The 20,164-nt window shown below is 57.2% G+C and carries 18 protein-coding genes and 3 tRNA genes; 8 read left to right on the forward strand and 13 right to left on the reverse strand.

Annotated elements, in window-relative coordinates:
- Positions 1 to 160: 160 nt before the first annotated feature.
- The 7 genes from hflX to nnr all read right to left on the reverse strand — a co-directional run bounded on the left by hflX (position 161) and on the right by nnr (position 8,453).
- The gene (hflX, locus tag AB1748_RS18045) at positions 161 to 1,441 is read right to left on the reverse strand and encodes a ribosome rescue GTPase HflX (RefSeq protein WP_293774393.1); all 1,281 of its coding nucleotides are present in this window, start codon (positions 1,439 to 1,441) and stop codon (positions 161 to 163) included.
- A 72-nt stretch (positions 1,442 to 1,513) separates the two neighbouring features.
- Entirely contained in the window at positions 1,514 to 1,831 is a 318-nt protein-coding gene (gene hfq, locus AB1748_RS18050; protein ID WP_111139211.1) for an RNA chaperone Hfq, read from the reverse strand.
- Between the two features lie 103 nt (positions 1,832 to 1,934).
- Complete coding sequence (miaA, locus tag AB1748_RS18055) at positions 1,935 to 2,885, reverse strand: tRNA (adenosine(37)-N6)-dimethylallyltransferase MiaA (protein WP_293774390.1); 951 nt, start codon at positions 2,883 to 2,885, stop codon at positions 1,935 to 1,937.
- Positions 2,878 to 4,743 carry a DNA mismatch repair endonuclease MutL gene (gene mutL / locus AB1748_RS18060; protein WP_367395865.1) on the reverse strand — a complete coding sequence of 622 codons (1,866 nt, stop codon included), beginning with the start codon at positions 4,741 to 4,743 and terminating at the stop codon, positions 2,878 to 2,880. The genes miaA and mutL overlap by 8 nt, the downstream gene beginning before the upstream one ends.
- Before the next feature lie 49 nt (positions 4,744 to 4,792).
- Positions 4,793 to 6,463 (reverse strand): N-acetylmuramoyl-L-alanine amidase AmiB, encoded by a 1,671-nt coding sequence (gene amiB, locus AB1748_RS18065; RefSeq protein WP_111139654.1) that lies wholly within the window; start codon positions 6,461 to 6,463, stop codon positions 4,793 to 4,795.
- Entirely contained in the window at positions 6,460 to 6,936 is a 477-nt protein-coding gene (gene tsaE, locus AB1748_RS18070) for a tRNA (adenosine(37)-N6)-threonylcarbamoyltransferase complex ATPase subunit type 1 TsaE (RefSeq protein ID WP_111139655.1), read from the reverse strand. The genes amiB and tsaE overlap by 4 nt, the downstream gene beginning before the upstream one ends.
- Positions 6,933 to 8,453, reverse strand: coding sequence for a bifunctional ADP-dependent NAD(P)H-hydrate dehydratase/NAD(P)H-hydrate epimerase (gene nnr, locus AB1748_RS18075; protein WP_367395866.1), 1,521 nt, complete (start codon positions 8,451 to 8,453; stop codon positions 6,933 to 6,935). Before nnr ends, tsaE begins: the two co-directional genes overlap by 4 nt.
- Between nnr and queG the strand changes: the two genes are divergently transcribed.
- The gene (gene queG, locus AB1748_RS18080) at positions 8,452 to 9,591 is read left to right on the forward strand and encodes a tRNA epoxyqueuosine(34) reductase QueG (protein WP_293774380.1); all 1,140 of its coding nucleotides are present in this window, start codon (positions 8,452 to 8,454) and stop codon (positions 9,589 to 9,591) included. The genes nnr and queG overlap by 2 nt on opposite strands.
- A 349-nt stretch (positions 9,592 to 9,940) precedes the next feature.
- On the opposite strand, the gene AB1748_RS18085 is transcribed toward queG, so the two are convergent.
- The 4 genes from AB1748_RS18085 to orn form a co-directional block, all read right to left on the reverse strand.
- Positions 9,941 to 10,016 (reverse strand) — tRNA-Gly (locus AB1748_RS18085).
- Positions 10,017 to 10,042: 26 nt separating this feature from the next.
- Positions 10,043 to 10,118: transfer RNA gene (locus AB1748_RS18090), tRNA-Gly, on the reverse strand.
- Between the two features lie 28 nt (positions 10,119 to 10,146).
- Positions 10,147 to 10,222 (reverse strand) — tRNA-Gly (locus tag AB1748_RS18095).
- 154 nt (positions 10,223 to 10,376) lie between these two features.
- The gene (gene orn, locus AB1748_RS18100; RefSeq protein ID WP_293774378.1) at positions 10,377 to 10,925 is read right to left on the reverse strand and encodes an oligoribonuclease; all 549 of its coding nucleotides are present in this window, start codon (positions 10,923 to 10,925) and stop codon (positions 10,377 to 10,379) included.
- A gap of 101 nt (positions 10,926 to 11,026) precedes the next feature.
- Between orn and rsgA the strand changes: the two genes are divergently transcribed.
- The 3 genes from rsgA to mscM all read left to right on the forward strand — a co-directional run bounded on the left by rsgA (position 11,027) and on the right by mscM (position 16,490).
- Complete coding sequence (gene rsgA / locus AB1748_RS18105; protein WP_367395867.1) at positions 11,027 to 12,076, forward strand: small ribosomal subunit biogenesis GTPase RsgA; 1,050 nt, start codon at positions 11,027 to 11,029, stop codon at positions 12,074 to 12,076.
- A gap of 170 nt (positions 12,077 to 12,246) precedes the next feature.
- Positions 12,247 to 13,146 (forward strand): archaetidylserine decarboxylase, encoded by a 900-nt coding sequence (asd, locus tag AB1748_RS18110; RefSeq protein ID WP_111139660.1) that lies wholly within the window; start codon positions 12,247 to 12,249, stop codon positions 13,144 to 13,146.
- A 14-nt stretch (positions 13,147 to 13,160) separates the two neighbouring features.
- Positions 13,161 to 16,490 (forward strand): miniconductance mechanosensitive channel MscM, encoded by a 3,330-nt coding sequence (mscM, locus tag AB1748_RS18115; RefSeq protein WP_367395868.1) that lies wholly within the window; start codon positions 13,161 to 13,163, stop codon positions 16,488 to 16,490.
- Between the two features lie 46 nt (positions 16,491 to 16,536).
- Here the strand turns inward: mscM and mdh are convergent, their stop codons facing one another.
- Positions 16,537 to 17,475: a malate dehydrogenase gene (gene mdh / locus AB1748_RS18120; protein WP_293774372.1), complete on the reverse strand. Its 939-nt coding sequence runs from the start codon at positions 17,473 to 17,475 to the stop codon at positions 16,537 to 16,539.
- Between the two features lie 428 nt (positions 17,476 to 17,903).
- Here mdh and argR point away from each other — a divergent pair, with 428 nt between their 5' ends.
- The 4 genes from argR (at position 17,904) to yhcN (AB1748_RS18140) (ending at position 19,820) form a co-directional block, all read left to right on the forward strand.
- Positions 17,904 to 18,374, forward strand: a complete 471-nt coding sequence (gene argR, locus AB1748_RS18125; RefSeq protein WP_009087485.1) for a transcriptional regulator ArgR — start codon at positions 17,904 to 17,906, stop codon at positions 18,372 to 18,374.
- A 468-nt stretch (positions 18,375 to 18,842) separates the two neighbouring features.
- Entirely contained in the window at positions 18,843 to 19,106 is a 264-nt protein-coding gene (gene yhcN / locus AB1748_RS18130; RefSeq protein WP_111139663.1) for a peroxide/acid stress response protein YhcN, read from the forward strand.
- A 94-nt stretch (positions 19,107 to 19,200) separates the two neighbouring features.
- On the forward strand, positions 19,201 to 19,464 hold the full coding sequence (locus AB1748_RS18135; protein WP_111139664.1) for a YdgH/BhsA/McbA-like domain containing protein: 264 nt from the start codon (positions 19,201 to 19,203) through the stop codon (positions 19,462 to 19,464).
- A gap of 92 nt (positions 19,465 to 19,556) precedes the next feature.
- The gene (yhcN, locus tag AB1748_RS18140) at positions 19,557 to 19,820 is read left to right on the forward strand and encodes a peroxide/acid stress response protein YhcN (protein ID WP_111139665.1); all 264 of its coding nucleotides are present in this window, start codon (positions 19,557 to 19,559) and stop codon (positions 19,818 to 19,820) included.
- Between the two features lie 53 nt (positions 19,821 to 19,873).
- On the opposite strand, the gene AB1748_RS18145 is transcribed toward yhcN (AB1748_RS18140), so the two are convergent.
- Positions 19,874 to 20,143 (reverse strand): hypothetical protein, encoded by a 270-nt coding sequence (locus AB1748_RS18145; RefSeq protein ID WP_111139687.1) that lies wholly within the window; start codon positions 20,141 to 20,143, stop codon positions 19,874 to 19,876.
- Positions 20,144 to 20,164: the final 21 nt, after the last annotated feature.

Consider the following 20,164-nt stretch of genomic DNA (forward strand, 5'->3'; position numbering starts at 1 on the left):
GCCTTTGCTCACCCCGGCCACTTACCTGCGTAAGCGTCCGGCGATACACTCAGTTGCCGCCTTGCTGAAATCCGAGCTACCCGGGTAAATCCTGCGTATTCGGTCATGCAACGAAAATGCGACAATCTTCCATTTTTAAGGTAAATGCGTTTGGGCAATATCAAACAATGTAACTGGTCAGCGACGGTTCCTGTTTACATAAACGCATCCATTCAATAATGGGCATACGTATCTGCAATCCTACACTGCCGTCTTCTTCATTCCACTCTTTCTCAATCGCCTGCAGCTGATAGAAACGGCTGCGAAGTCGCCCCGCTTCCGGCGGCAGACGTAATGCGTGCTGGGCAATTTCACCCGACAGACGCTCAGACAGCGCCTGCCACAGCAACGGAATGCCTTCACCCGTCTGGGCAGACAGCCAGACGCGGACGGGCAGATTCTCTTCGTTGCGATCGATACGCGGTTCGAACCCGTCGAGCATATCGATTTTATTCATGACCAGTAACGTCGGGATTTCGTCCGCTTCAATCTCTTCCAGAACGGTATCGACGGCCGCGATATTCTCCGTGACGCGCAGGTCTGCGCCATCAATCACATGCAGTAACAGCGTCGCCTGACGGGTCTCCTGCAGCGTGGCCTTAAAAGCGGCAACCAGGTCGTGAGGAAGATGGCGGATAAAGCCGACGGTATCCGCCAGGACCACATCTCCGACATCGGCGACATTCAGACGGCGCAGCGTCGGGTCCAGCGTCGCAAACAGCTGATCTGCGGCAAAGACATTGGCCGATGTCATAGCATTAAACAGCGTCGACTTACCGGCGTTGGTATAGCCCACCAGCGACACGGTCGGGATGTCCGCTTTGGCTCGCGACTGACGTCCCTGCTCGCGCTGTTTTTCCACCCGCTCAAGACGGGACAGAATCTGGCTGATACGACCGCGCAACAGGCGGCGGTCGGTTTCTAACTGTGTTTCACCCGGACCGCGTAAGCCGATCCCGCCTTTCTGACGTTCAAGGTGAGTCCAGCCGCGCACCAGACGTGTGGCAAGATGGCGTAGCTGCGCCAGCTCAACCTGCAATTTACCTTCGTGGGTACGTGCGCGTTGGGCAAAGATATCCAGAATTAAACCGGTGCGATCAATAACCCGGCATTCGCACAGACGCTCAAGGTTTCTCTCTTGAGCGGGCGTAAGGGCATGATCGAATAATACGACCGATGCTCCAGTTGTTTTTACCGCATCGGCAATTTCAACGGCTTTTCCTTCACCGACAAAATACTTGGGGTGTGGCGCTTTACGACTGCCAGTGACCACTTGCAGCGCCTCAACGCCAGCAGAAGAGACCAGGGTTTCGAACTCCTGCAAATCTTCTACTTCTTTGTCTTGGGAGAACCAGATGTGTACCAGTACGGCCTGCTCACCGGCATCATAACGGTCAAACAAGCTATAACCTCGCTTAATAAAAGACCAGGACGGAAAACCGCTGTTCTCCGCACCTGGCTGTACGGCGACGCGTTATTCTGCGTGGTCACCGTCTTGTTGTGGCTGTGACTGTGGCTGTGCAGGTGTGTTGCTGCCACCGTGATGATAATTGTTGCTGCCGCCACCGGTATTATTGCTATGGTGAGAAACCGGGCGCGAAGGCACAACGGTAGAAATGGCGTGCTTATAAACCATCTGACTTACCGTGTTTTTCAGCAAGATGACGAACTGATCAAATGACTCAATCTGACCCTGCAACTTAATACCGTTAACCAGATAAATCGAAACCGGAACACGTTCACGACGCAGTGCGTTCAAAAACGGGTCTTGTAATGATTGCCCCTTAGCCATTCTATCTTTTCCTTATATGCTTGTTGTTTGTTGCTCGTAGAACCTATGGTTCTGAAAAAACTGCGTAAAAATTTGCGCACGATAACCCATCAATTGTACACAATCACCCATGCTTCGCACTAAGAACCTGTAACACTGTATCACGCGCCAGCCGGGGCTCGTCACTGTCAAGCCAGTGAACATTTTCCCAGCCACGTAACCATGTCATCTGTCGCTTAGCAAGCTGCCGGGTTGCGCAAATTCCCCGATAAACCATCTCGTCATAATCGATTTCGCCTGACAGATAAGACCACATCTGACGATAACCGACACACCGGATGGAAGGCATGTCCGTATGCAAATCACCTCGTGCAAACAGGGCCCGAGACTCCGCTTCAAATCCTGACGCCAACATCTGCTCAAAACGCAACGCGATGCGCTGGTGCAGCAGTTCGCGACTCGCGGGGGCGATGGCAAACTGGTACACGTCGTAGGGTAACGCTTCACCGGATGTTTTAGTCAGTTCCGTTAAAGTTTTACCCGAAATAAAAAAAACTTCCAGTGCTCGCGAAAGTCTCTGCGGATCATTCGGATGAATACGACTGCCGGCAACCGGGTCAATTTCACACAGCTGGCGGTGCAAAGCTTCCCAGCCTTTTTCACGCGCCGTTTGCTCTATCTGCTGACGCACCTCCGGATCGGCCGGGGGCAGCGGCGACAATCCTTCAAGTAACGCCTTGAAGTAGAGCATGGTTCCACCAACAAGCAGCGGTATTCGTCCGGCTGCAACGATCTCCGCCATTTCTGCTAACGCATCGCGCCGGAACTCCGCAGCCGAATAGGCCTCTGCGGGATCGCGAATGTCGAGCAGGCGATGGGGCGCCACGGCTAACTCCTCAGCCGACGGTTTCGCCGTGCCAATATCCATCTGACGATAGATTAAGGCGGAATCGACGCTGATTAGTTCCACTGGTAGCTGCTTACGCAGCTCGATGGCTAATGCCGTCTTGCCAGATGCCGTGGGTCCCATCAAAAAAATAGCCTTTGGCCGGCCAGCCTGGTTTAATTCACTCATGCTTCAACGCGTTCACCGCGCTCTCAATCTCTAGGGGCTGTAATAAGCCTGAAGGCGGCGATTTCAGTAACTGTGGGCAGAGCCGTTCAAGCTCAGCCAGCAGGTTAATCGCCTGTGAGTGATTCCAGCTGGAGGACTCTGTATCCTGCTGTCGCGCCAGCCACCGGGCCAGCTGCGTCGCAGAGTTCTCCTGCTGCCGGGCGAGATAGCCTAACAGCTCAGGAATCAAGATTTGTAAATTTTGTGTTCGTAACGGTAAAGGCACTGCGCGCAGGGTGACGTGGTCGCCATCGGCCTGAAGTTCGATGCCCATCTGATTGAGCAGGCTGCTATTTTTGCGGGCCGCCTCGCGTTCATCTTTGGCCATTTTCAGCCGCACGGGAATCAGCAGCGGCTGCGGTTTCAGCCCCTCTTCGCCCGGTTCCAGCTGCGCCTGTTTCAGCCAGCGCGCCGCCACCGGCAGCGCCATCAGCGAGAGCGTCTGATCCTGTTCCAGCAGCGCATAGTGGTGCTGCAGCACGGTCAGTACCCGGCCAAAACTCTGCGCATGGACCGCCAGCGGCGAAGCCTTTTCGGTCCGGCGCGGTTCAGGCTCACGCGCGCCCGGCGGCGGTACGCTGTCGACGGGCGTTTTCAGCAGCTGCTGGTACACCGCCCCTTCACGCTGCCGGTATAGGTTCTCTTTATTCTGCCAGGCCGGTGCCGCAGCGGGCGGCGTGTCCCGGGCGGGGGCAGACGGTTTGCGCTCCCCGGGTGACGAGGCAGGCTGGGCGAAATGGTTGCCGCCAGCCGCCTGACGGTTTTCGGGCTGCCAGCGCGGAGCGGTTTCTTCAGCCTTCAGCGCAGGCAGCGCGGGTGTCGCAATCGCCTGCAGCACGCTGACTACGCCCTGATAGATAAAATCATGCACCAGGCGCGACTGGTGGAACCGGACCTCATGCTTGGCCGGATGCACGTTGACATCCACCTGATGGGGATCGATCTCCAGATAGAGCACGTAAGCGGGCTGCTGATCATCCTGAAGCTGGGTCTGGAAGGCCTGGCGGATAGCATGGTTAATCAGCTTATCGCGCATCATCCGGCCGTTAACATAGCAGTATTGCAGCTCGGTCACCTGGCGCGACCCGGCCGGATCGGCTACCCAGCCGCGCAGCGCAAGTTCGTCGTGTTGCCAGTCGATGCGCAGCGCGTGCTGCATAAAGGTGGTGCCGCAAATTGCGGCCAGCCGCCGTTCGCGCTGACTCTCTTCGTTGACGGCGCGATACTGGCGCATCATTTTGCCGTTGTGACTCAGTGACAGGGCGACATCAAAACGTGCCAGCGCAATGCGACGGATCACTTCGTCGATATGCCCGAACTCGGTTTTCTCGGTGCGCATGAATCTGCGGCGTGCCGGCGTGTTGTAAAACAGATCCAGCACCTCCAGCGTGGTGCCACAGGGATGTGCCGCCGGTTTGACCGTCACTGCCATATCGCGCCCTTCGGCATAAGCCTGCCAGGCTTCACTCTGATCGGCAGTGCGGGAGGTGAGCGTCAGACGGGAGACCGAGCTGATACTGGCCAGAGCCTCACCCCGGAAGCCCAGGCTCATGATCGCCTCCAGGTCGTCCAGCGAGGCGATTTTACTGGTGGCGTGTCGGGCCAGCGCCATCGCCAGCTCGCTTTTCACGATGCCGCAGCCGTTGTCACGGATGCGGATCAGCTTCGCGCCGCCCTTTTCAATATCAATATCGATGCGCGTTGCGCCCGCATCCAGACTGTTCTCCACCAGCTCTTTGACAACCGAGGCAGGACGTTCAACCACTTCACCCGCCGCAATCTGGTTTGCCAGCTGAGGCGGTAAAATTTGTATCGGCATCGTGGATATCCTCTTAGCTGACAGCCCGGCGCAGCGGCCGGGCACACAATCAGGATGCAGGAATTTTCAGGTTCTGCCCCAGCATGACGTTGGTCGACTTCAGATTATTGGTCTGCATTATGGCTTTCGGGCTGACGCCGTAGTGCGCCGCAATCCCGGTCAGGGAATCGCCGACGACGACCTTATGGCGAACCATACCGCGCGGCGCGGCGCGGGTGGTCCGGCTGGCGGCCGCACTGGCCGGGACTTTCAGCCGCTGGCCGACCCACACCACATCACGCTTCAGGGTGTTCATCTCACGCAGCGTGGCCATGCTGACACCATATTTCGCGGCGATGCCGGAGAGCGTCTCCCCGCGCGTAACGGTATGGCGCTGAGTCACGCCGGTATACTGCGTCACCCCGGTCGCCGGATTACTGGCGACGCTCACCGCTGGCGACGAGCCCAGCGGCAGGTTTTCCTCCTTTGGGATGGATTGCAGCGGGTGCGCCAGGAAATAAGTGCGCAGACCTTTATAGATCGACTGCGCAATCTTATCCTGGTGTGCGCTACTGCCTAGCAGTCGCTCCTCCGAGGAATTACTGATGAAGCCGGTTTCCACCAGCAGAGAAGGAATGTCCGGCGAGCGCAGGACCCCAAGGCTGGCGTGCTCAGGCAGACGCTTGTGCAGCGAGGTAACGCCGCGCAGCTGCTGCAGGACTTTCTGCGCGATGTCATAGCCAACGCGCTGCGAGTGACCGAACTGCAGGTCAAGTACCGCCTGACTGAGATAAGGATCGGCCTGGCTGTTCGCCAGCAGGTCTCCTGCACCGCCCAGCAGCTCAGACTGCTTCTCTTTCTGCTCCAGCCAGTTAGCCATCTCGTTGTTGGCGCGACGGTTTGATAACACCCAGACTGACGCGCCGGTCGCCGCATGGCTTGGGGCCGCATCCGCATGGATCGACACCAGCACGTTGGCGTTGGCTTTACGCGCCACATCGGAACGGCCCATAACTGAGATAAAATAGTCGCCATCGCGTGTCAGCACGCCTTTGAACATCGGATCGTTATTCAGCAGCACCCGCAGTTTTCGGGCGATCGCAATCGTTACGTTCTTCTCTTTTAACCCGCGCTGGCCGATAGCACCCGGATCCTGGCCGCCATGGCCGGCATCTATCGCCACAATCACGGTGTCATTCTGGCTGACGCGACTGCCGGGGCGCACGGTGCTGGCCGTGCTGGTCACCGAGGTCACCGGATTGGCATTAAACGGATTGGCCGCGGCGGCACTCGGGGTCGGCACGCGCGTCGGGGCGATGACCGGTGCGGGCTCGCTGCGCGTCACCACCGGCGCTTTACCGGTAATGGTAAAGACCACGCTGTAGTTGTTGCCGTCGCGCTGAGTGACCGCCCGGGTTTTCCCCGCCTGGGTCAGTTCAAACACCAGCCGCACGCTCTGCTTGTCCTTTGGGGTACTGCTGCGAATGCGCCTGACGATGTTCTCACCGCTGAAGTTCAGCGGTAACCCCTGCACCACACCGCTCTGACGGACGTCGAGCACCACGCGATCGGGGTTGTGCAGCGGGAAATAGCCATAGACCGGCTGTCCGGAAAAATTCAGGGTGATGGTTGCCTGGCTGTCACCGTTGGCCACTTTGATATCTGACAGCGTGGCGGCAAACAGGGGAGCAGAAACCAGCAGCAGCAGTGACACCAGCGCGATTTTCATCCGTGACATCATGCCTGTTCCCTGCCCTGGCTGAACCGTTCAACCCACTGCTGGCCTGACGCGGATTGTGCCGTCAGCGCCGCTTCACGCGCCTCGCCCACATAGCGCAGCGTTAAGGTAAGGTCGGGCGACGGCAGGAATCCGGCCCCCTGCTGCGGCCACTCGACCAGACAGATCGCCTCACCGCTGAAATAGTCGCGGATCCCCATAAATTCCAGCTCTTCCGGATCGGCGAGGCGATAGAGGTCGAAATGGTAGAGGGTCCGGTCGGTCAGCGTGTAAGGCTCAACCAGAGTGTAGGTGGGACTTTTGACGTTGCCCTGATGGCCCAGCGCCTGCAGAAAGCCGCGGCTGAAGGTGGTTTTACCCGCCCCCAGATCGCCATAGAGATAAATGACTGCCGCGCTGCCACAGGCGCGCGCCAGCTGAGCGCCCAGACTGAGCGTAGCCGCCTCATCGGGCAAAGAGATAACACAGGTCTTCATGCTTCTTTATTCATCTCAGGATTAACAAACTGCCACAGGAGATCCAGTAAATCGGTTGCCAGCATACCGCGCGTTCCGCGTTGCGCCGCGACCGCATCGGCGGCGGCTCCGTGGGCCACACAGCCCGCGCAGGCCGCGTCAAACAGCGTCAGTTTCTGGCCTGCCAGCGAGGCGATGATCCCACTCAGGAGATCGCCCATTCCGCCAGACGCCATACCGGCATTGCCGACATCGGCAAAGGCCATTTCGCCCTGCTCGCTGGCAATCAGTGTACCGGCACCTTTCAGGACTACGACGCCACCGTAACGCTGCGCCAGTGTCTGCGCTGCATGTAAGCGGTCACTCTCAATTTCACTGGTCTCAATATTCAGCAAACGCGCCGCCTCGCCAGGATGCGGCGTAATAATGCGATTCTGACGTTTCTCCGCACTGATTGCCAGCAGGTTAAGTGCATCCGCGTCCCAAAGCATCGGCTTTTCACTGGCCGCGACCTGCTTCAGCGCCCGCTTTCCCCACTCACGCTGGCCCAGACCGGGGCCGATAGCGATGACATCGGCCCACGCCAGCGCCTCCGTCAGCCGCTCGTCGGTCAGTTCATCGACCATGACTTCGGGGCGGGCGGTAAGAATCGGGATGATATTATCTTTGTGAGTGAGTACTCGCACTAATCCACTGCCGCTGCGTAGCGCAGCTTCCGCCGTCATGCGCACCGCCCCGGCCGTACCGGCATCGCCTCCCACCACCAGCAGACGACCGTGACTGCCTTTGTGCGAGGTCGGCTTACGCGGTTTCAGCCAGCGGGAGAGTACGCTGGCGTCGTAACGGGCGATGGGGGCCGTCTCGCCCGCCAGAAACGCGGCCAGCCCCAGATCGGCAGCGAAGAGTTTGCCGACGTGGTCACGCGCCTTGCCGGTTATCTGTCCCGGCTTCAGCACGACCAGGCTCAGCGTATGGCAGGCGTCTATGACCGCGCCGGGCGCCGTGCCGTTGCGGGCCGATAAGCCGGACGGGATATCGATGGCAAGAACCGGCGCTGCATGGGCATTAACGCGTGCGATCAGCGAGGCGTAAGGTTCGTCCGGCGCACGCTGGCAGCCGGTGCCCAGCAGCGCATCGACGATCACATCGACCTGCTCTGGCCAGACCGCATCGGCCGCATGGATTGCACCGCCCGCATCCAGCCAGGCATCGCGGGCCCGCTGCGCCTCTTCCGGTAACGCCCTGTCACTTTCGCACGCCAGCAGCGTCACCGTTTTGCCTGCCGCCTGCCCCAGCCGCGCCACCACATAGCCATCCCCGCCGTTATTGCCGTGACCACACAGAATCAGCCAGTGGCTGGCCTGCGGCCAGTGCGCAGTCAGATGCGTAAAGGCCGCCTGCCCGGCGCGCAGCATCAGCTCATACAGGGTGATGCCGAGTGCGTCGGCCCCCTGTTGCTCAAGCTGCGCCACTGCCTGCGCAGGCCAGACAGAATATGGTAAACTGCGGCTGTTTTTCTTCGAATCCTGGTCACTCATGTCATACCCTCTCGATCTTCATCAACTCGCACAGCAGATTAAACAGTGGGGAGCCGAACTCGGTTTCCAGCAGGTTGGCATCACCGACACCGATCTCAGTGCCGAAGAGCCGCGTCTGCAGGCGTGGCTGGACAAGCAGTATCATGGCGAGATGGCGTGGATGGCGCGACACGGCATGATGCGGGCGCGTCCGCATGAACTGCTGCCCGGCACGCTGCGCGTGATCAGCGTTCGCATGAACTACCTTCCGGCTAAAGCCGCCTTTGCCAGCACGCTGAAAAATCCCCGTCTGGGCTATGTCAGCCGTTATGCGTTAGGCCGCGATTATCACAAAGTATTGCGCAATCGACTGAAAAAGCTCGGGGAAATGATCCAGGCGCATTGTGGCGAGCTTAATTTTCGCCCCTTTGTCGACTCCGCCCCGCTGCTGGAACGCCCGCTGGCGGCGAAAGCCGGGCTTGGCTGGACCGGTAAACATTCGCTGATTCTGAATCGCGAAGCGGGCTCGTGGTTTTTCCTCGGCGAACTGCTGATCGACATTCCGCTGCCGGTGGATACGCCGCAGCCGGAGCAGTGTGGCCGCTGTGTCGCCTGCATGACAATCTGCCCCACCGGCGCCATCACAGAACCTTACGTTGTGGATGCCCGCCGCTGTATTTCTTATCTCACCATTGAGCTGGAAGGCGCAATCCCGGAAGCGTTTCGTCCACTGATGGGCAACCGGATCTATGGCTGCGATGACTGCCAGCTCATCTGTCCGTGGAATCGCTATGGTCAGCTCAGTGACGAAAGCGACTTTTCGCCGCGCGCCGCGCTGCATGCGCCAGAGCTGATCGATCTGTTTCAGTGGGATGAAGCGAAGTTTCTGCGCATCACCGAAGGCTCGGCGATTCGGCGCATCGGACATTTACGCTGGCTGCGCAATATCGCCGTCGCGCTGGGTAACGCGCCCTGGTCGGCCGACATCATGCCGGTGCTGGAACGGCGTCTCGGCGAGAGTGAATTGCTGGATGAACATATTCAGTGGGCGATCGCGCAGCAGCAGCAGAAACGCGAACAGCTCGTTGTCGACGTGCAGCCTGCCCAGCAGAAACGGCTGGTGCGTGCCGTTGAGAAAGGTTTACCGCGTGATGCGTGAATGACCAGCCCGGCGCAGATTATCGTTTTCCACATGCTGTGAATAAAAATAAAAAGTTGTTGTCATTCAACTGCAATGACGCTGTTTTTGCTGCCAGATAACAAATTGAAATATTATCAAAAGCAAAAATATCAAAAGGTTATAAAAAAGTTGTGTTTATTTGATAATGAGACTAGCGCTTCGCTTAAAACAGAAAGCTGTGGATAACTCTGTTCAGAAATGATTTGCAGATCGCGCTAACGGGCGCTGAGAATGGGGTGTCGCGCTGTGGATAACCCTGAGGAAACCATTAAGGCGTTACGACGCAAAACAGCCGCAAGTTTTGACTGAAACAGTGTGATGTTAAATCTGGAGCGGGAAACGAGACTCGAACTCGCGACCCCGACCTTGGCAAGGTCGTGCTCTACCAACTGAGCTATTCCCGCATAAGAAGGGCACTGCTATATAAAACTGGAGCGGGAAACGAGACTCGAACTCGCGACCCCGACCTTGGCAAGGTCGTGCTCTACCAACTGAGCTATTCCCGCAAAGAGGGTACTGCTTACATCTTAAATCTGGAGCGGGAAACGAGACTCGAACTCGCGACCCCGACCTTGGCAAGGTCGTGCTCTACCAACTGAGCTATTCCCGCGCCTTGTACCGTTACAAAATTCTTCACCGGTACGGGGTGCGCATTATACGAGAAATCGTTGCTGCTGCAAGCCTCTGAAAGCAAAAATTTTCGCTTTCTGCGCGTTTGCCGATTTAATCGTCAACCTGGCGATTTCATGCGCACCCCCCGGCGATTAAAGCTGCAAAAAGTGTTCGCGGTAGTAAGCCAGCTCCGCCACGGACTCGCGGATGTCATCCAGCGCCTGATGTGTGCCGCCTTTTTTGAAGCCCGGCAGGATCTCGGGCTTCCAGCGGCGGGCCAGCTCTTTCAGCGTACTGACATCCAGATAGCGATAGTGGAAATAAGCCTCCAGCTCGGGCATATATTTAAACAGGAAGCGGCGATCCTGCCCGATACTATTGCCACAGATCGGCGAGCTATTCGCGGGCACCCACTGCTTCAGAAATTCGATGGTCGCCAGCTCCGCGGCGCGATCGTCAATTTTGCTCTCTTTAACCCGCGCCACCAGACCACTGTTGGTGTGGGTGCGGACATTCCACTCATCCATCAGCGCCAGCTGTTCATCCGACTGATGAACGGCCATAACCGGCCCTTCCGCGAGAATGTTAAGATTGGCGTCGGTCACCAGGGTCGCAATCTCAATAATGCGATCGTGCGTCGGATCGAGTCCGGTCATCTCAAGATCAATCCAGATCAGATTCTGTTCATTTCCAGTAGCCATGCTGTTTCCTGCGGTTGCTATAGTCGTCATTCACAATGAATAAGGTGTATCATAGACGTTTTGCCCAGCCGGGCGAAATCTGGCTAACGCTGTGAGGGTGAGTGAGTAAAAATAAACTGTCGAAGGGCCAACAACGCCGCGTAAGCGCAAACCACGATCGCCGTCTCAACCAGCGCAGAGAGCGTCCGGAAGCGGATGACAACCTGTTTGGTGAAGCTGCAGATGGGGTCGTTGTCAGCCGTTTTGGCATGCATGCTGACGTTGAGGATAGCGCAGGCGTCACCCACCGCTGCAATATCCGCCGTACTATCCGTTCGCTGGTCACAGGCGATCGGGTGTTGTGGCGTCCGGCAACCAGCGGCGGCAAAGGTATTGTCGAAGCGGTGCACGAGCGCACCAGCGTCTTAACCCGCCCCGACTTTTACGACGGCGTAAAGCCGATGGCGGCAAACATCGATCAGATTATTATCGTCTCCGCCATCCTGCCAGAGCTGTCGCTGAACATCATCGATCGTTACCTGGTAGCCAGCGAAACGCTGGAGATCGAACCGCTGCTGGTCCTGAACAAAACCGATCTGCTGGATGAGGCTGCGCGTCTCCGTGTTGACCAGCAGATGGATATCTATCGCCAGATTGGCTATCGCGTGGTCATGGTTTCCAGCCGGGCGAAAAATGGCCTTGACGCTCTGGAAGCGGCGCTCACCGACCGCGTCAGTATCTTTGCCGGACAGTCGGGCGTCGGCAAATCGAGCCTGCTGAATGCCCTGCTCGGCTTCGACAAAGATGAGCAGGCCGCTATCCTGACCAACGACGTGTCCGACGGTTCAGGCCTGGGCCAGCACACCACCACCGCTTCCCGGCTTTACCACTTCCCGCACGGCGGCGACGTGATCGATTCACCGGGCGTGCGTGAGTTCGGTTTATGGCATCTGGAGCCGGAACAGGTGACCCGTGGGTTTGTCGAGTTCCGCGCCTTCCTGGGCGCATGTAAATTCCGAGACTGTAAGCACGGCAGCGATCCGGGCTGCGCCATTCGCGAAGCGGTTGAAGAGGGAAAAATCAACCGCTCCCGTTTCGATAACTACCACCGTATCCTGGAGAGCATGGCACAGGTAAAAACGCGTAAAAATTTCCCTGACGGTGAGAGTTAACCGGTATAACCGCCTCTGCGCCCACCAGCCGCTGCATTTTGCGAAGTGCATTCCAGTCGTGCACACGGAACGTGCAGCGTGCCGGAAATCGGATATAGTCGCGATCTGAACGGGGCACTGCTACAATCCGCCCCCTTTTTTACAACGTCATAAATAGCCAGGAGGCTAAGGTGTTTGATCGTTTAAAACTCGGCTTGAATCATATTCTCCCGAAGAAATGGCTGACTGAACTTGCCGGTTGGGGCGCCAGTCGCCGCGGTGGTTGGTTAACCAAACTGGTCATCGACATCTTTGTCTGGTTTTACAAGGTAGACATGGCAGAGGCACGTAAGCCTGACACGGCCAGCTATCGCACCTTTAATGACTTTTTCGTGCGTCCGCTGAAAGATGACGCGCGTCCGGTCGATGCCGATGCCAGCCTGATCGCCCTGCCCGCAGATGGCGCGATCAGCCAGCTCGGTCACATTGACGGCGACCAGATTTTCCAGGCTAAAGGTCATCACTACTCCCTGGAAGCGTTGCTGGCGGGCGATGAGCGCATGGCAGCCCGCTTTGTGGAGGGCGAATTCGTCACCACCTATCTGGCACCACGCGACTATCACCGCGTCCATATGCCGTGCAACGGTATCCTGCGCGAGATGATCTATGTGCCTGGCGACCTCTATTCGGTCAACCCACTGACCGCGCGTAATATCCCGAACCTGTTTGCCCGCAATGAGCGCGTGATCTGCTACTTTGAAACCGATATCGGCCCGATGGTGCAAATCCTGGTCGGTGCCACCATCGTCGGCAGCATCGAAACCGTCTGGGCGGGCACTATCACGCCGCCGCGTGAAGGGGTGATTAAACGCTGGCACTATCCGGCAGCCGAAGATGAAGGCGCGGTGGTCCTGCTGAAAGGTCAGGAGATGGGCCGCTTTAAACTCGGCTCGACTGTAATCAACCTGTTTGCACCAGGCCGCGTCAAACTGGCGGAAAGCCTGGAAGCGGAAAGCAAAACCCGTCTCGGCCAGCCGCTGGCAATTGCGCTGCCGGTCGCCACGGACATGTCTGACGTCATCACTGACTAAATTGAGAGTCCTCTGTGCGCCCGATTCTCCTCCTGCTGCTGAGCCTCTGGCTCAGCAGCCCGGCCTCTGCGGCCAGCCTTCCTGACGCCAGCCAGCTTAAACAGCAGCTGGAAGAGATCAAATCGGCCAAAAGCTCCCCGACGCAGGCGGAGCAGATCCAGACGATCGAAGCTGCCCTGAATTTCCTCTCTGAACGCGATGAATCACTGGAGCGCGCCGCGCAATATCAGCAGGTCATTGACGATTTCCCGCGTCTGGCGCGTGAACTGCGTCAGCAGATTGCCGCATTGAGCGACAGCGGGAAAACCGTGCGCAGCAATATGAGCAGCGCCGAGCTGGATCAGGAGATCCTGCAGGTCAGCAGTCAGCTGCTGGAGGAGGGTCGTCAGGCGCGACAGGAGCAGGATCGGGCGCGGGAGATCAGTGACTCCTTATCTCAGCTGCCCCAGCAGCAGACCGACGCCCGCCGGGCGATGACAGAGAGCGAACGCCGCTTACAGGGCGTCAGCAGCAGTTCGCCTCAGGGTCAGCTGCAACTGGCGGCCCGCCAGGCTGAAAACGCCGCCAACAAAGCGCGCGTCGATGAACTCGAACTGGCGCAGCTTTCAGCCAACAACCGTCAGGAGCTGGCGCGGATGCGCGCAGAGGTCCATCAGCGTAAAGCGACGCAGCTGGATAACTATCTGCAGGCGCTGCGCAATCAGCTCAACGACCAGCGGCAGCGTGAGGCGGAAGTTGCGCTGGCGCGCACCGAACAGCTGGCCGAAAACAGTGGCGATCTGCCGCCGGCGATCAGCGATCAGTTCCGGGTCAACCGCGAACTCTCTGGTGCGCTGAATCAGCAGGCGCAGCGCATGGATCTGGTGGCGTCGCAGCAGCGCCTTGCCACCAACCAGATTATTCAGGTCCGTCAGGCGCTCTCTACCCTGCGCGAACAGTCGCAGTGGCTGGGCGCCTCGAACCTGCTGGGGGAAGCGCTGCGCGCGCAGGTTGCGCGTCTGCCGGAGATGCCGAAATCGCAGCAGATTGACAATGAGATGGCGCAGCTTCGCGTGCAGCGTCTTTACTACGAAGATCTGCTGGAGCGCCAGGAGTCCCTGCGTAAAGGACACCAGGCCGATGGTCAGGCCTACACGGCCGATCAGAAACGTATTCTTGATGCCCAGCTCCGCACCCAGCGTGAGCTGCTTAACTCTCTGATCTCCGGCTGCGACACGCTGATCCTGGAGATCACCAAACTGAAAGTCGGCAACACTCAGTTGCAGGACGCGCTGACCGAGGTCAAGGATGCAACCCACCGCTACCTGTTCTGGACCGCCGATGTCAGCCCGATCAGCCTGAGCTACCCGCTGGATCTGGCGAAAGATCTCTCCCGCCTGCTGTCGCTGGACACCCTGGGTCAGCTCGGCAAAGCGATGGCGATGATGTTTACCAGCCGCCATTCGGTGCTGCCGATTATTGGCGCGCTGCTGCTGGTCGGTTTCAGTATCAGCTCACGCCGTCACTTCAATGCATTTCTCGAACGCTCCGCCAGTAAAGTCGGTAAGGTCACGCAGGATCGCTTCCGCCTGACCATCCGTACGGTGTTCTGGTCGATTCTGGTGGCGCTGCCGCTGCCGGTGCTGTGGGGGGCGCTGGGCTATGGCCTGCAGAACGCCTGGCCCTACCCTATTGCCGTGGCGATTGGTGATGGCATTACCGCCACACTACCCCTGCTGTGGGTCTTTATGATCAGCGCCGCCTTTGCCCGGCCCAACGGCCTGTTTATCGTGCATTTCCGCTGGCCGCAGAACCGGGTGGCGCGCGCCATGCGCTACTATTCGCTGAGCATCGGCCTGATTGTGCCGCTGATCATGTTGCTGATCGCCTTAGGGAATCTGGAAGATCGCCAGTTCTCTGCATCGCTGGGCCGTCTCTGCTTTATCCTGATCTGTGGGGCAATCAGTATTGTCACCGTGAGCCTGAAGCGTTCCGGTATTCCGCTCTACCTCGATAAAGAGGGGAACGGCGAGAACATGGTCAACCGGATGCTATGGAACCTGATGATCGCCATGCCGCTGATGGCCGCCCTCGCCTCCGCCGTGGGATATCTGGCGACCGCGCAGGCGCTGCTGGCGCGTCTGGAAACCTCCGTCGCCATCTGGTTCCTGTTGCTGGTCATCTACTACATCATCCGGCGCTGGATGCTGATTCAGCGTCGCCGGCTCGGCTTTGACCGCGCCCGTCAGCGCCGCGCCGATATGCTGGCCAATCGGGCGCGCAGCGAAGAAGAGAAAGAGCAAGGCACTCAGAACACCGATGCGATTGAAATCGAAGAGCCGGTGATCGACCTGGATGCGATCAGCGCCCAGTCACTGCGGCTGGTGCGTTCTATCCTGACGCTGATTGCCCTGGTTTCCGTGATTGTGCTCTGGTCGGAAATCCACTCCGCCTTTGGCTTCCTGGAGAATATTCAATTGTGGGATGTCAGTACGTCCGTGCAGGGTGTGGAGTCGATCCAGCCAATCACCCTGGGAGCGGTGCTGATTGCCATTCTGGTGTTTATCATCACTACCCAGCTGGTGCGCAATATGCCCGCGCTGCTTGAACTGGCGCTGCTGCAGCACCTGAATCTGACACCCGGCACAGGCTACGCCATCACGACCCTGACCAAGTATCTGCTGCTGCTGGTTGGCGGGCTGATTGGGTTCTCGATGATCGGGATTGAGTGGTCGAAGCTGCAGTGGCTGGTTGCGGCACTCGGTGTGGGACTGGGATTTGGTCTGCAGGAGATTTTTGCCAACTTTATCTCTGGTCTGATTATTCTGTTTGAAAAACCGATCCGTATCGGCGACACCGTAACGATCCGTGACCTGACCGGCAGTATCACCCGGATCAATACCCGCGCGACCACCATTACCGACTGGGACCGCAAAGAGATTATCGTGCCGAACAAAGCCTTTATCACGGAGCAGTTTATCAACTGGTCGCTGTCCGATTCGGTCACGCGCGTGGTACTGACTATCCCGGCCCCGGCTAAAGTCAGCAGTGAAGAGGTCACCACCATTCTTATACAGGCGGCCGAACGCTGCAGCTATGTGCTGGACACCCCACAGCCGGAAGCCTTCCTTGTGGATCTGCAGCAGGGTATTCAGCTGTTTGAACTGCGCGTACATGCCGCAGAGATGGGACACCGGATGCCGCTGCGTCATGAACTGCATCAACTGATTCTGCGTGGGTTCGATCAGCACGGTATTGAGATGCCGTTCCCGCCCTTCCAGATGCGTATGGAAACGCTGGGTAAGAAGCTGCCTGCCAGCAACGGCACACCGGCTGCCCGCGCCTATAAATCTGGCGGTCTGTAACGCAAAACGCCCGGCTGAGCCGGGCGTTTTCACGCTGTGGAGTGCGTTACTGCTTAACGAACGCTTCACCCTGAGCAATATCTTTCTTCAGCGTCTCCAGCATGCCCGACAGCGCCTGCTGCTCATACGCGCTCAGCGTGCCAATCGGCCTGCGTTCCGCAATACCGTTTTTACCCAGCAGTAGCGGCTGTGAGAAGAAGCGTGCATATTCGCCTTCGCCTTCCACATAGGCACACTCCACCACATTCGGCTCGCCATTCAGCGCGCGTACCAGAGACAGACCGAAACGGGCAGCAGCCTGACCCATCGACAGCGTCGCTGATCCGCCACCCGCTTTGGCTTCCACCACTTCTGTTCCGGCGTTCTGGATCCGCTTAGTCAGATCGGCAACCTCCTGATCGCTGAAGCTGACGCCATTAACCTGAGACAGCAGCGGCAGGATCGTCACGCCGGAGTGCCCGCCGATAACCGGGACTTCAACCTGGTCAGGTTGCCTGCCCTTCAGCGCCGCCACAAAAGTATTGGCACGGATGATATCCAGCGTTGTGACACCGAACAGACGATTTTTGTCGTAGACGCCGTGCTTTTTCAGCACTTCTGCCGCGATAGCCACGGTGGTATTAACCGGATTGGTAATGACACCAATCAGCGCCTTCGGTGCGGTCGTGGCCACCTGTTCAATCAGGTTGCGAACGATGCCGGCATTCACATTAAACAGATCTGCGCGATCCATACCGGGCTTCCGGGCGACACCGGCGGAGATCAATACCACGTCTGCGCCCTGTAAAGCCGGTGTTGCATCTTCGCCGCTGAATCCCTGAATGGAGACGGCAGTAGGGATATGACTGAGATCAACGGCAACGCCAGGCGTAACCGGCGCGATGTCATACAGTGAGAGTTCTGAACCTGCAGGAAGCTGGGTTTTGAGCAGAAGTGCGAGCGCCTGGCCTATGCCGCCAGCGGCACCGAGAACGGCAACTTTCATTCTTAACTCCTTATTAAGGTGGGGCAGAGATGGGCCGAAATTCTATCTGTGTCAGACCTTAATCAACTGCTCAGGCGATGATAATTATCCGCTGTTAATTCTACGTGCTTTCGCACTTAATCTCCGGATTCAAAAGTTACTTATCATTACGCCTGAATGACCGACAACCTTGCCGTCGTCAGACAGAGAACGGCTGCGTGCGTTTTCTGTTACTACACCACCAATAATATAACAACTTTGCAACCTTCGCTTTCTGCGGCTGTGACGGGGGTTTTGGTCTGAGCGGATTTATTTGCTATTATCGCCGCCCGCCAGCCGCCCGAACCCCGCTCACCAATCGAACGATTGCATAAAAATGCATTTAAATGCATAATCACCACTCTGCCGCGGGCGGATGCGCGGTTATTCACTCTATATATTGGTAACCTATGCGAAACCCATCTAAACAAGACGATCTGATTAAGGCTTTCAAAGCCTTATTAAAAGAAGAAAAATTCAGTTCCCAGGGCGAGATTGTTCAGGCGCTGCAGGATGAGGGCTTTGAGAATATCAATCAGTCCAAAGTCTCACGCATGCTGACGAAGTTTGGCGCGGTGCGTACCCGCAATGCCAAGATGGAGATGGTTTACTGTCTGCCGGCAGAACTTGGCGTACCGACCACCACCAGCCCGCTGAAAAATCTGGTACTGGATATCGACTACAATGACGCCCTGGTGGTAATCCATACCAGTCCTGGTGCCGCGCAGTTGATTGCCCGCTTGCTGGATTCGCTGGGTAAATCGGAAGGGATTCTGGGAACGATTGCCGGTGATGACACGATTTTTATTACCCGTGCGCGCGACTTTACGGTGAAGCAGTTGCACAGCGCCATTCTCAACCTGTTTGAGCAGGAACTCTGATAGCAGACTGACGGCTTCCGGTACAGACCTGGCCGTCAGCTTCCCGCGCCTTACCACGGCTTTCCGGTTTGCCCGCCTGGCCCTGCACCACAGACCGCTTTAATTACGGCGCCTGTGGGCAGAAATCATCTTCTGCTTCGCCTTCTGCGCTATTTTACGCTGCCTTACAACATTAATCCGGCACCATTGCCCGGATCCAGATCAAACCCCAGCCTGAAACACCCCTGCATTTCGCACTAAAAGTTAAAGTGATCTATATCACTGTTTTTGCACTTGAAAGCGGCGAAAAGGCTATTTTTTAAACGTTTTTTATAACGTTGAGTTATTAAAAGTAGCCATAAGGATAAAGTATCACAAAAAAACATTATTAGCGGGATATTAATTTCTATCGTTATTAGTTCTATACTTCTTTTCGTGACGCAAATCACACAAACCAGAAAGATAAAAATAGACGACGAGGAAATATCTATGAACGTTAAAACTACCATCGCCACTCTGAGTATCCTTTCCGCTCTTTCATTTGGCGCTGTAGCAGCAGAATCTATCGATGCTGCCCAGGCGCAGAATCTGCAGCCTGCAGGCACCATCAGCGTCAGCGGCGTTGCCGGTTCACCAATGGATATCCGTCAGCAGCTCAGTGACAAAGCCGATCAGCAGGGCGCAAAAGCCTATCGCGTCATTGAGGCTTATAACAACGGCAACTACCACGCTACCGCCGCGCTTTATAACTAAGACGTAGCCCGATTAAGCCCGCCTCTCTTGTCAGACACGCACACTGCCGTGCCGGAGAGCGGAAGCAGAAACAGATATTGCAGGAGAGTTGATTATGAAAATGAAATTAGCTATCGCCGCCCTTGGCCTTTCCCTGATCTCAATGGGTGCAGGCGCTGCCAGCCTGGTGACTAATCAGGAAGCGCAGGGTTTGCAGTCGATGAACCAGACCATCAGCATCAGTGGCCGTAATGGCGACCAGACGCACGTCCGTCAGGTGCTGTCAGAGAAAGCGGATGCCCAGGGTGCCGGTCACTATCGGATCATTGAAAACAACCAGGATAACACCTGGCATATCACCGCTGAACTTTACAAATAACCGACCATGATGACGCCTGAACGGCGTTGAAAATATCGACGACCCGCCTTTACGATGAACCGCAGGTTGTTGAATATATTGAGGAGACGAACATGAATATCAAAACAACCATCGCTACAGTCAGCCTGCTTTCCGTTATGGCGTTCGGCGCATCTGCCGCGCAGCTGGTAACCGGCGACCAGACTCAGAATCTGCAGCCTGCGGGAACCGTGACCATCAGTGGCACAGCGGGTGCGCCAATGGATTACCGTGCTGAGCTTTCTCAGAAAGCCGATGCGCAGGGTGCCAGCGCCTACAAAGTGATTGAGGCGCGTACCGGTGACAACTACCACATCACCGCACAGCTTTATAAGTAATTCCTCGTCAGAATAATGACGAACCCTTTGGCCCCGCTCTCCGGGGCCTTTTTTTATCTGACGTTAAAGTGAAGCTGCCCTTCCAGCTCCTCTTCCGCTTCATCGAACAACAGAATCAGCGCACCATAACGCCGTCGCTGCCCCCTGCCCAGATTGATAAATTCAATCTCCAGCGGCATGGGTAACAGGTCGCCCGTCACCACATCCCATAATCCATCCAGATCGCAGATGCGGCGCTCTTCCAGCGCAAATCGCTCGCTGAACTGGCGGAAGAAATGGGCCTGATCGACAATTTCATTAAAATCAAAACGCTCGATTTTCATGCTGACCGCTCCCATGCTCCG

It is taken from the genome of Pantoea sp. Ep11b (genome assembly GCF_040783975.1).
GTDB lineage: Bacteria > Pseudomonadota > Gammaproteobacteria > Enterobacterales > Enterobacteriaceae > Pantoea.

Coding starts and splice junctions, on each gene's coding strand:
- argR (WP_009087485.1), top strand. CDS start 17,904: ATGCGAAACCCATCTAAACAAGACGATCTGATTAAGGCTTTCAAAGCC.
- miaA (WP_293774390.1), bottom strand. CDS start 2,885: ATGAGTGAATTAAACCAGGCTGGCCGGCCAAAGGCTATTTTTTTGATG.
- queG (WP_293774380.1), top strand. CDS start 8,452: ATGTCATACCCTCTCGATCTTCATCAACTCGCACAGCAGATTAAACAG.
- hfq (WP_111139211.1), bottom strand. CDS start 1,831: ATGGCTAAGGGGCAATCATTACAAGACCCGTTTTTGAACGCACTGCGT.
- nnr (WP_367395866.1), bottom strand. CDS start 8,453: ATGAGTGACCAGGATTCGAAGAAAAACAGCCGCAGTTTACCATATTCT.
- yhcN (WP_111139663.1), top strand. CDS start 18,843: ATGAACGTTAAAACTACCATCGCCACTCTGAGTATCCTTTCCGCTCTT.
- tsaE (WP_111139655.1), bottom strand. CDS start 6,936: ATGAAGACCTGTGTTATCTCTTTGCCCGATGAGGCGGCTACGCTCAGT.
- AB1748_RS18135 (WP_111139664.1), top strand. CDS start 19,201: ATGAAAATGAAATTAGCTATCGCCGCCCTTGGCCTTTCCCTGATCTCA.
- yhcN (WP_111139665.1), top strand. CDS start 19,557: ATGAATATCAAAACAACCATCGCTACAGTCAGCCTGCTTTCCGTTATG.
- mdh (WP_293774372.1), bottom strand. CDS start 17,475: ATGAAAGTTGCCGTTCTCGGTGCCGCTGGCGGCATAGGCCAGGCGCTC.
- orn (WP_293774378.1), bottom strand. CDS start 10,925: ATGGCTACTGGAAATGAACAGAATCTGATCTGGATTGATCTTGAGATG.
- amiB (WP_111139654.1), bottom strand. CDS start 6,463: ATGATGTCACGGATGAAAATCGCGCTGGTGTCACTGCTGCTGCTGGTT.
- AB1748_RS18145 (WP_111139687.1), bottom strand. CDS start 20,143: ATGAAAATCGAGCGTTTTGATTTTAATGAAATTGTCGATCAGGCCCAT.
- mutL (WP_367395865.1), bottom strand. CDS start 4,743: ATGCCGATACAAATTTTACCGCCTCAGCTGGCAAACCAGATTGCGGCG.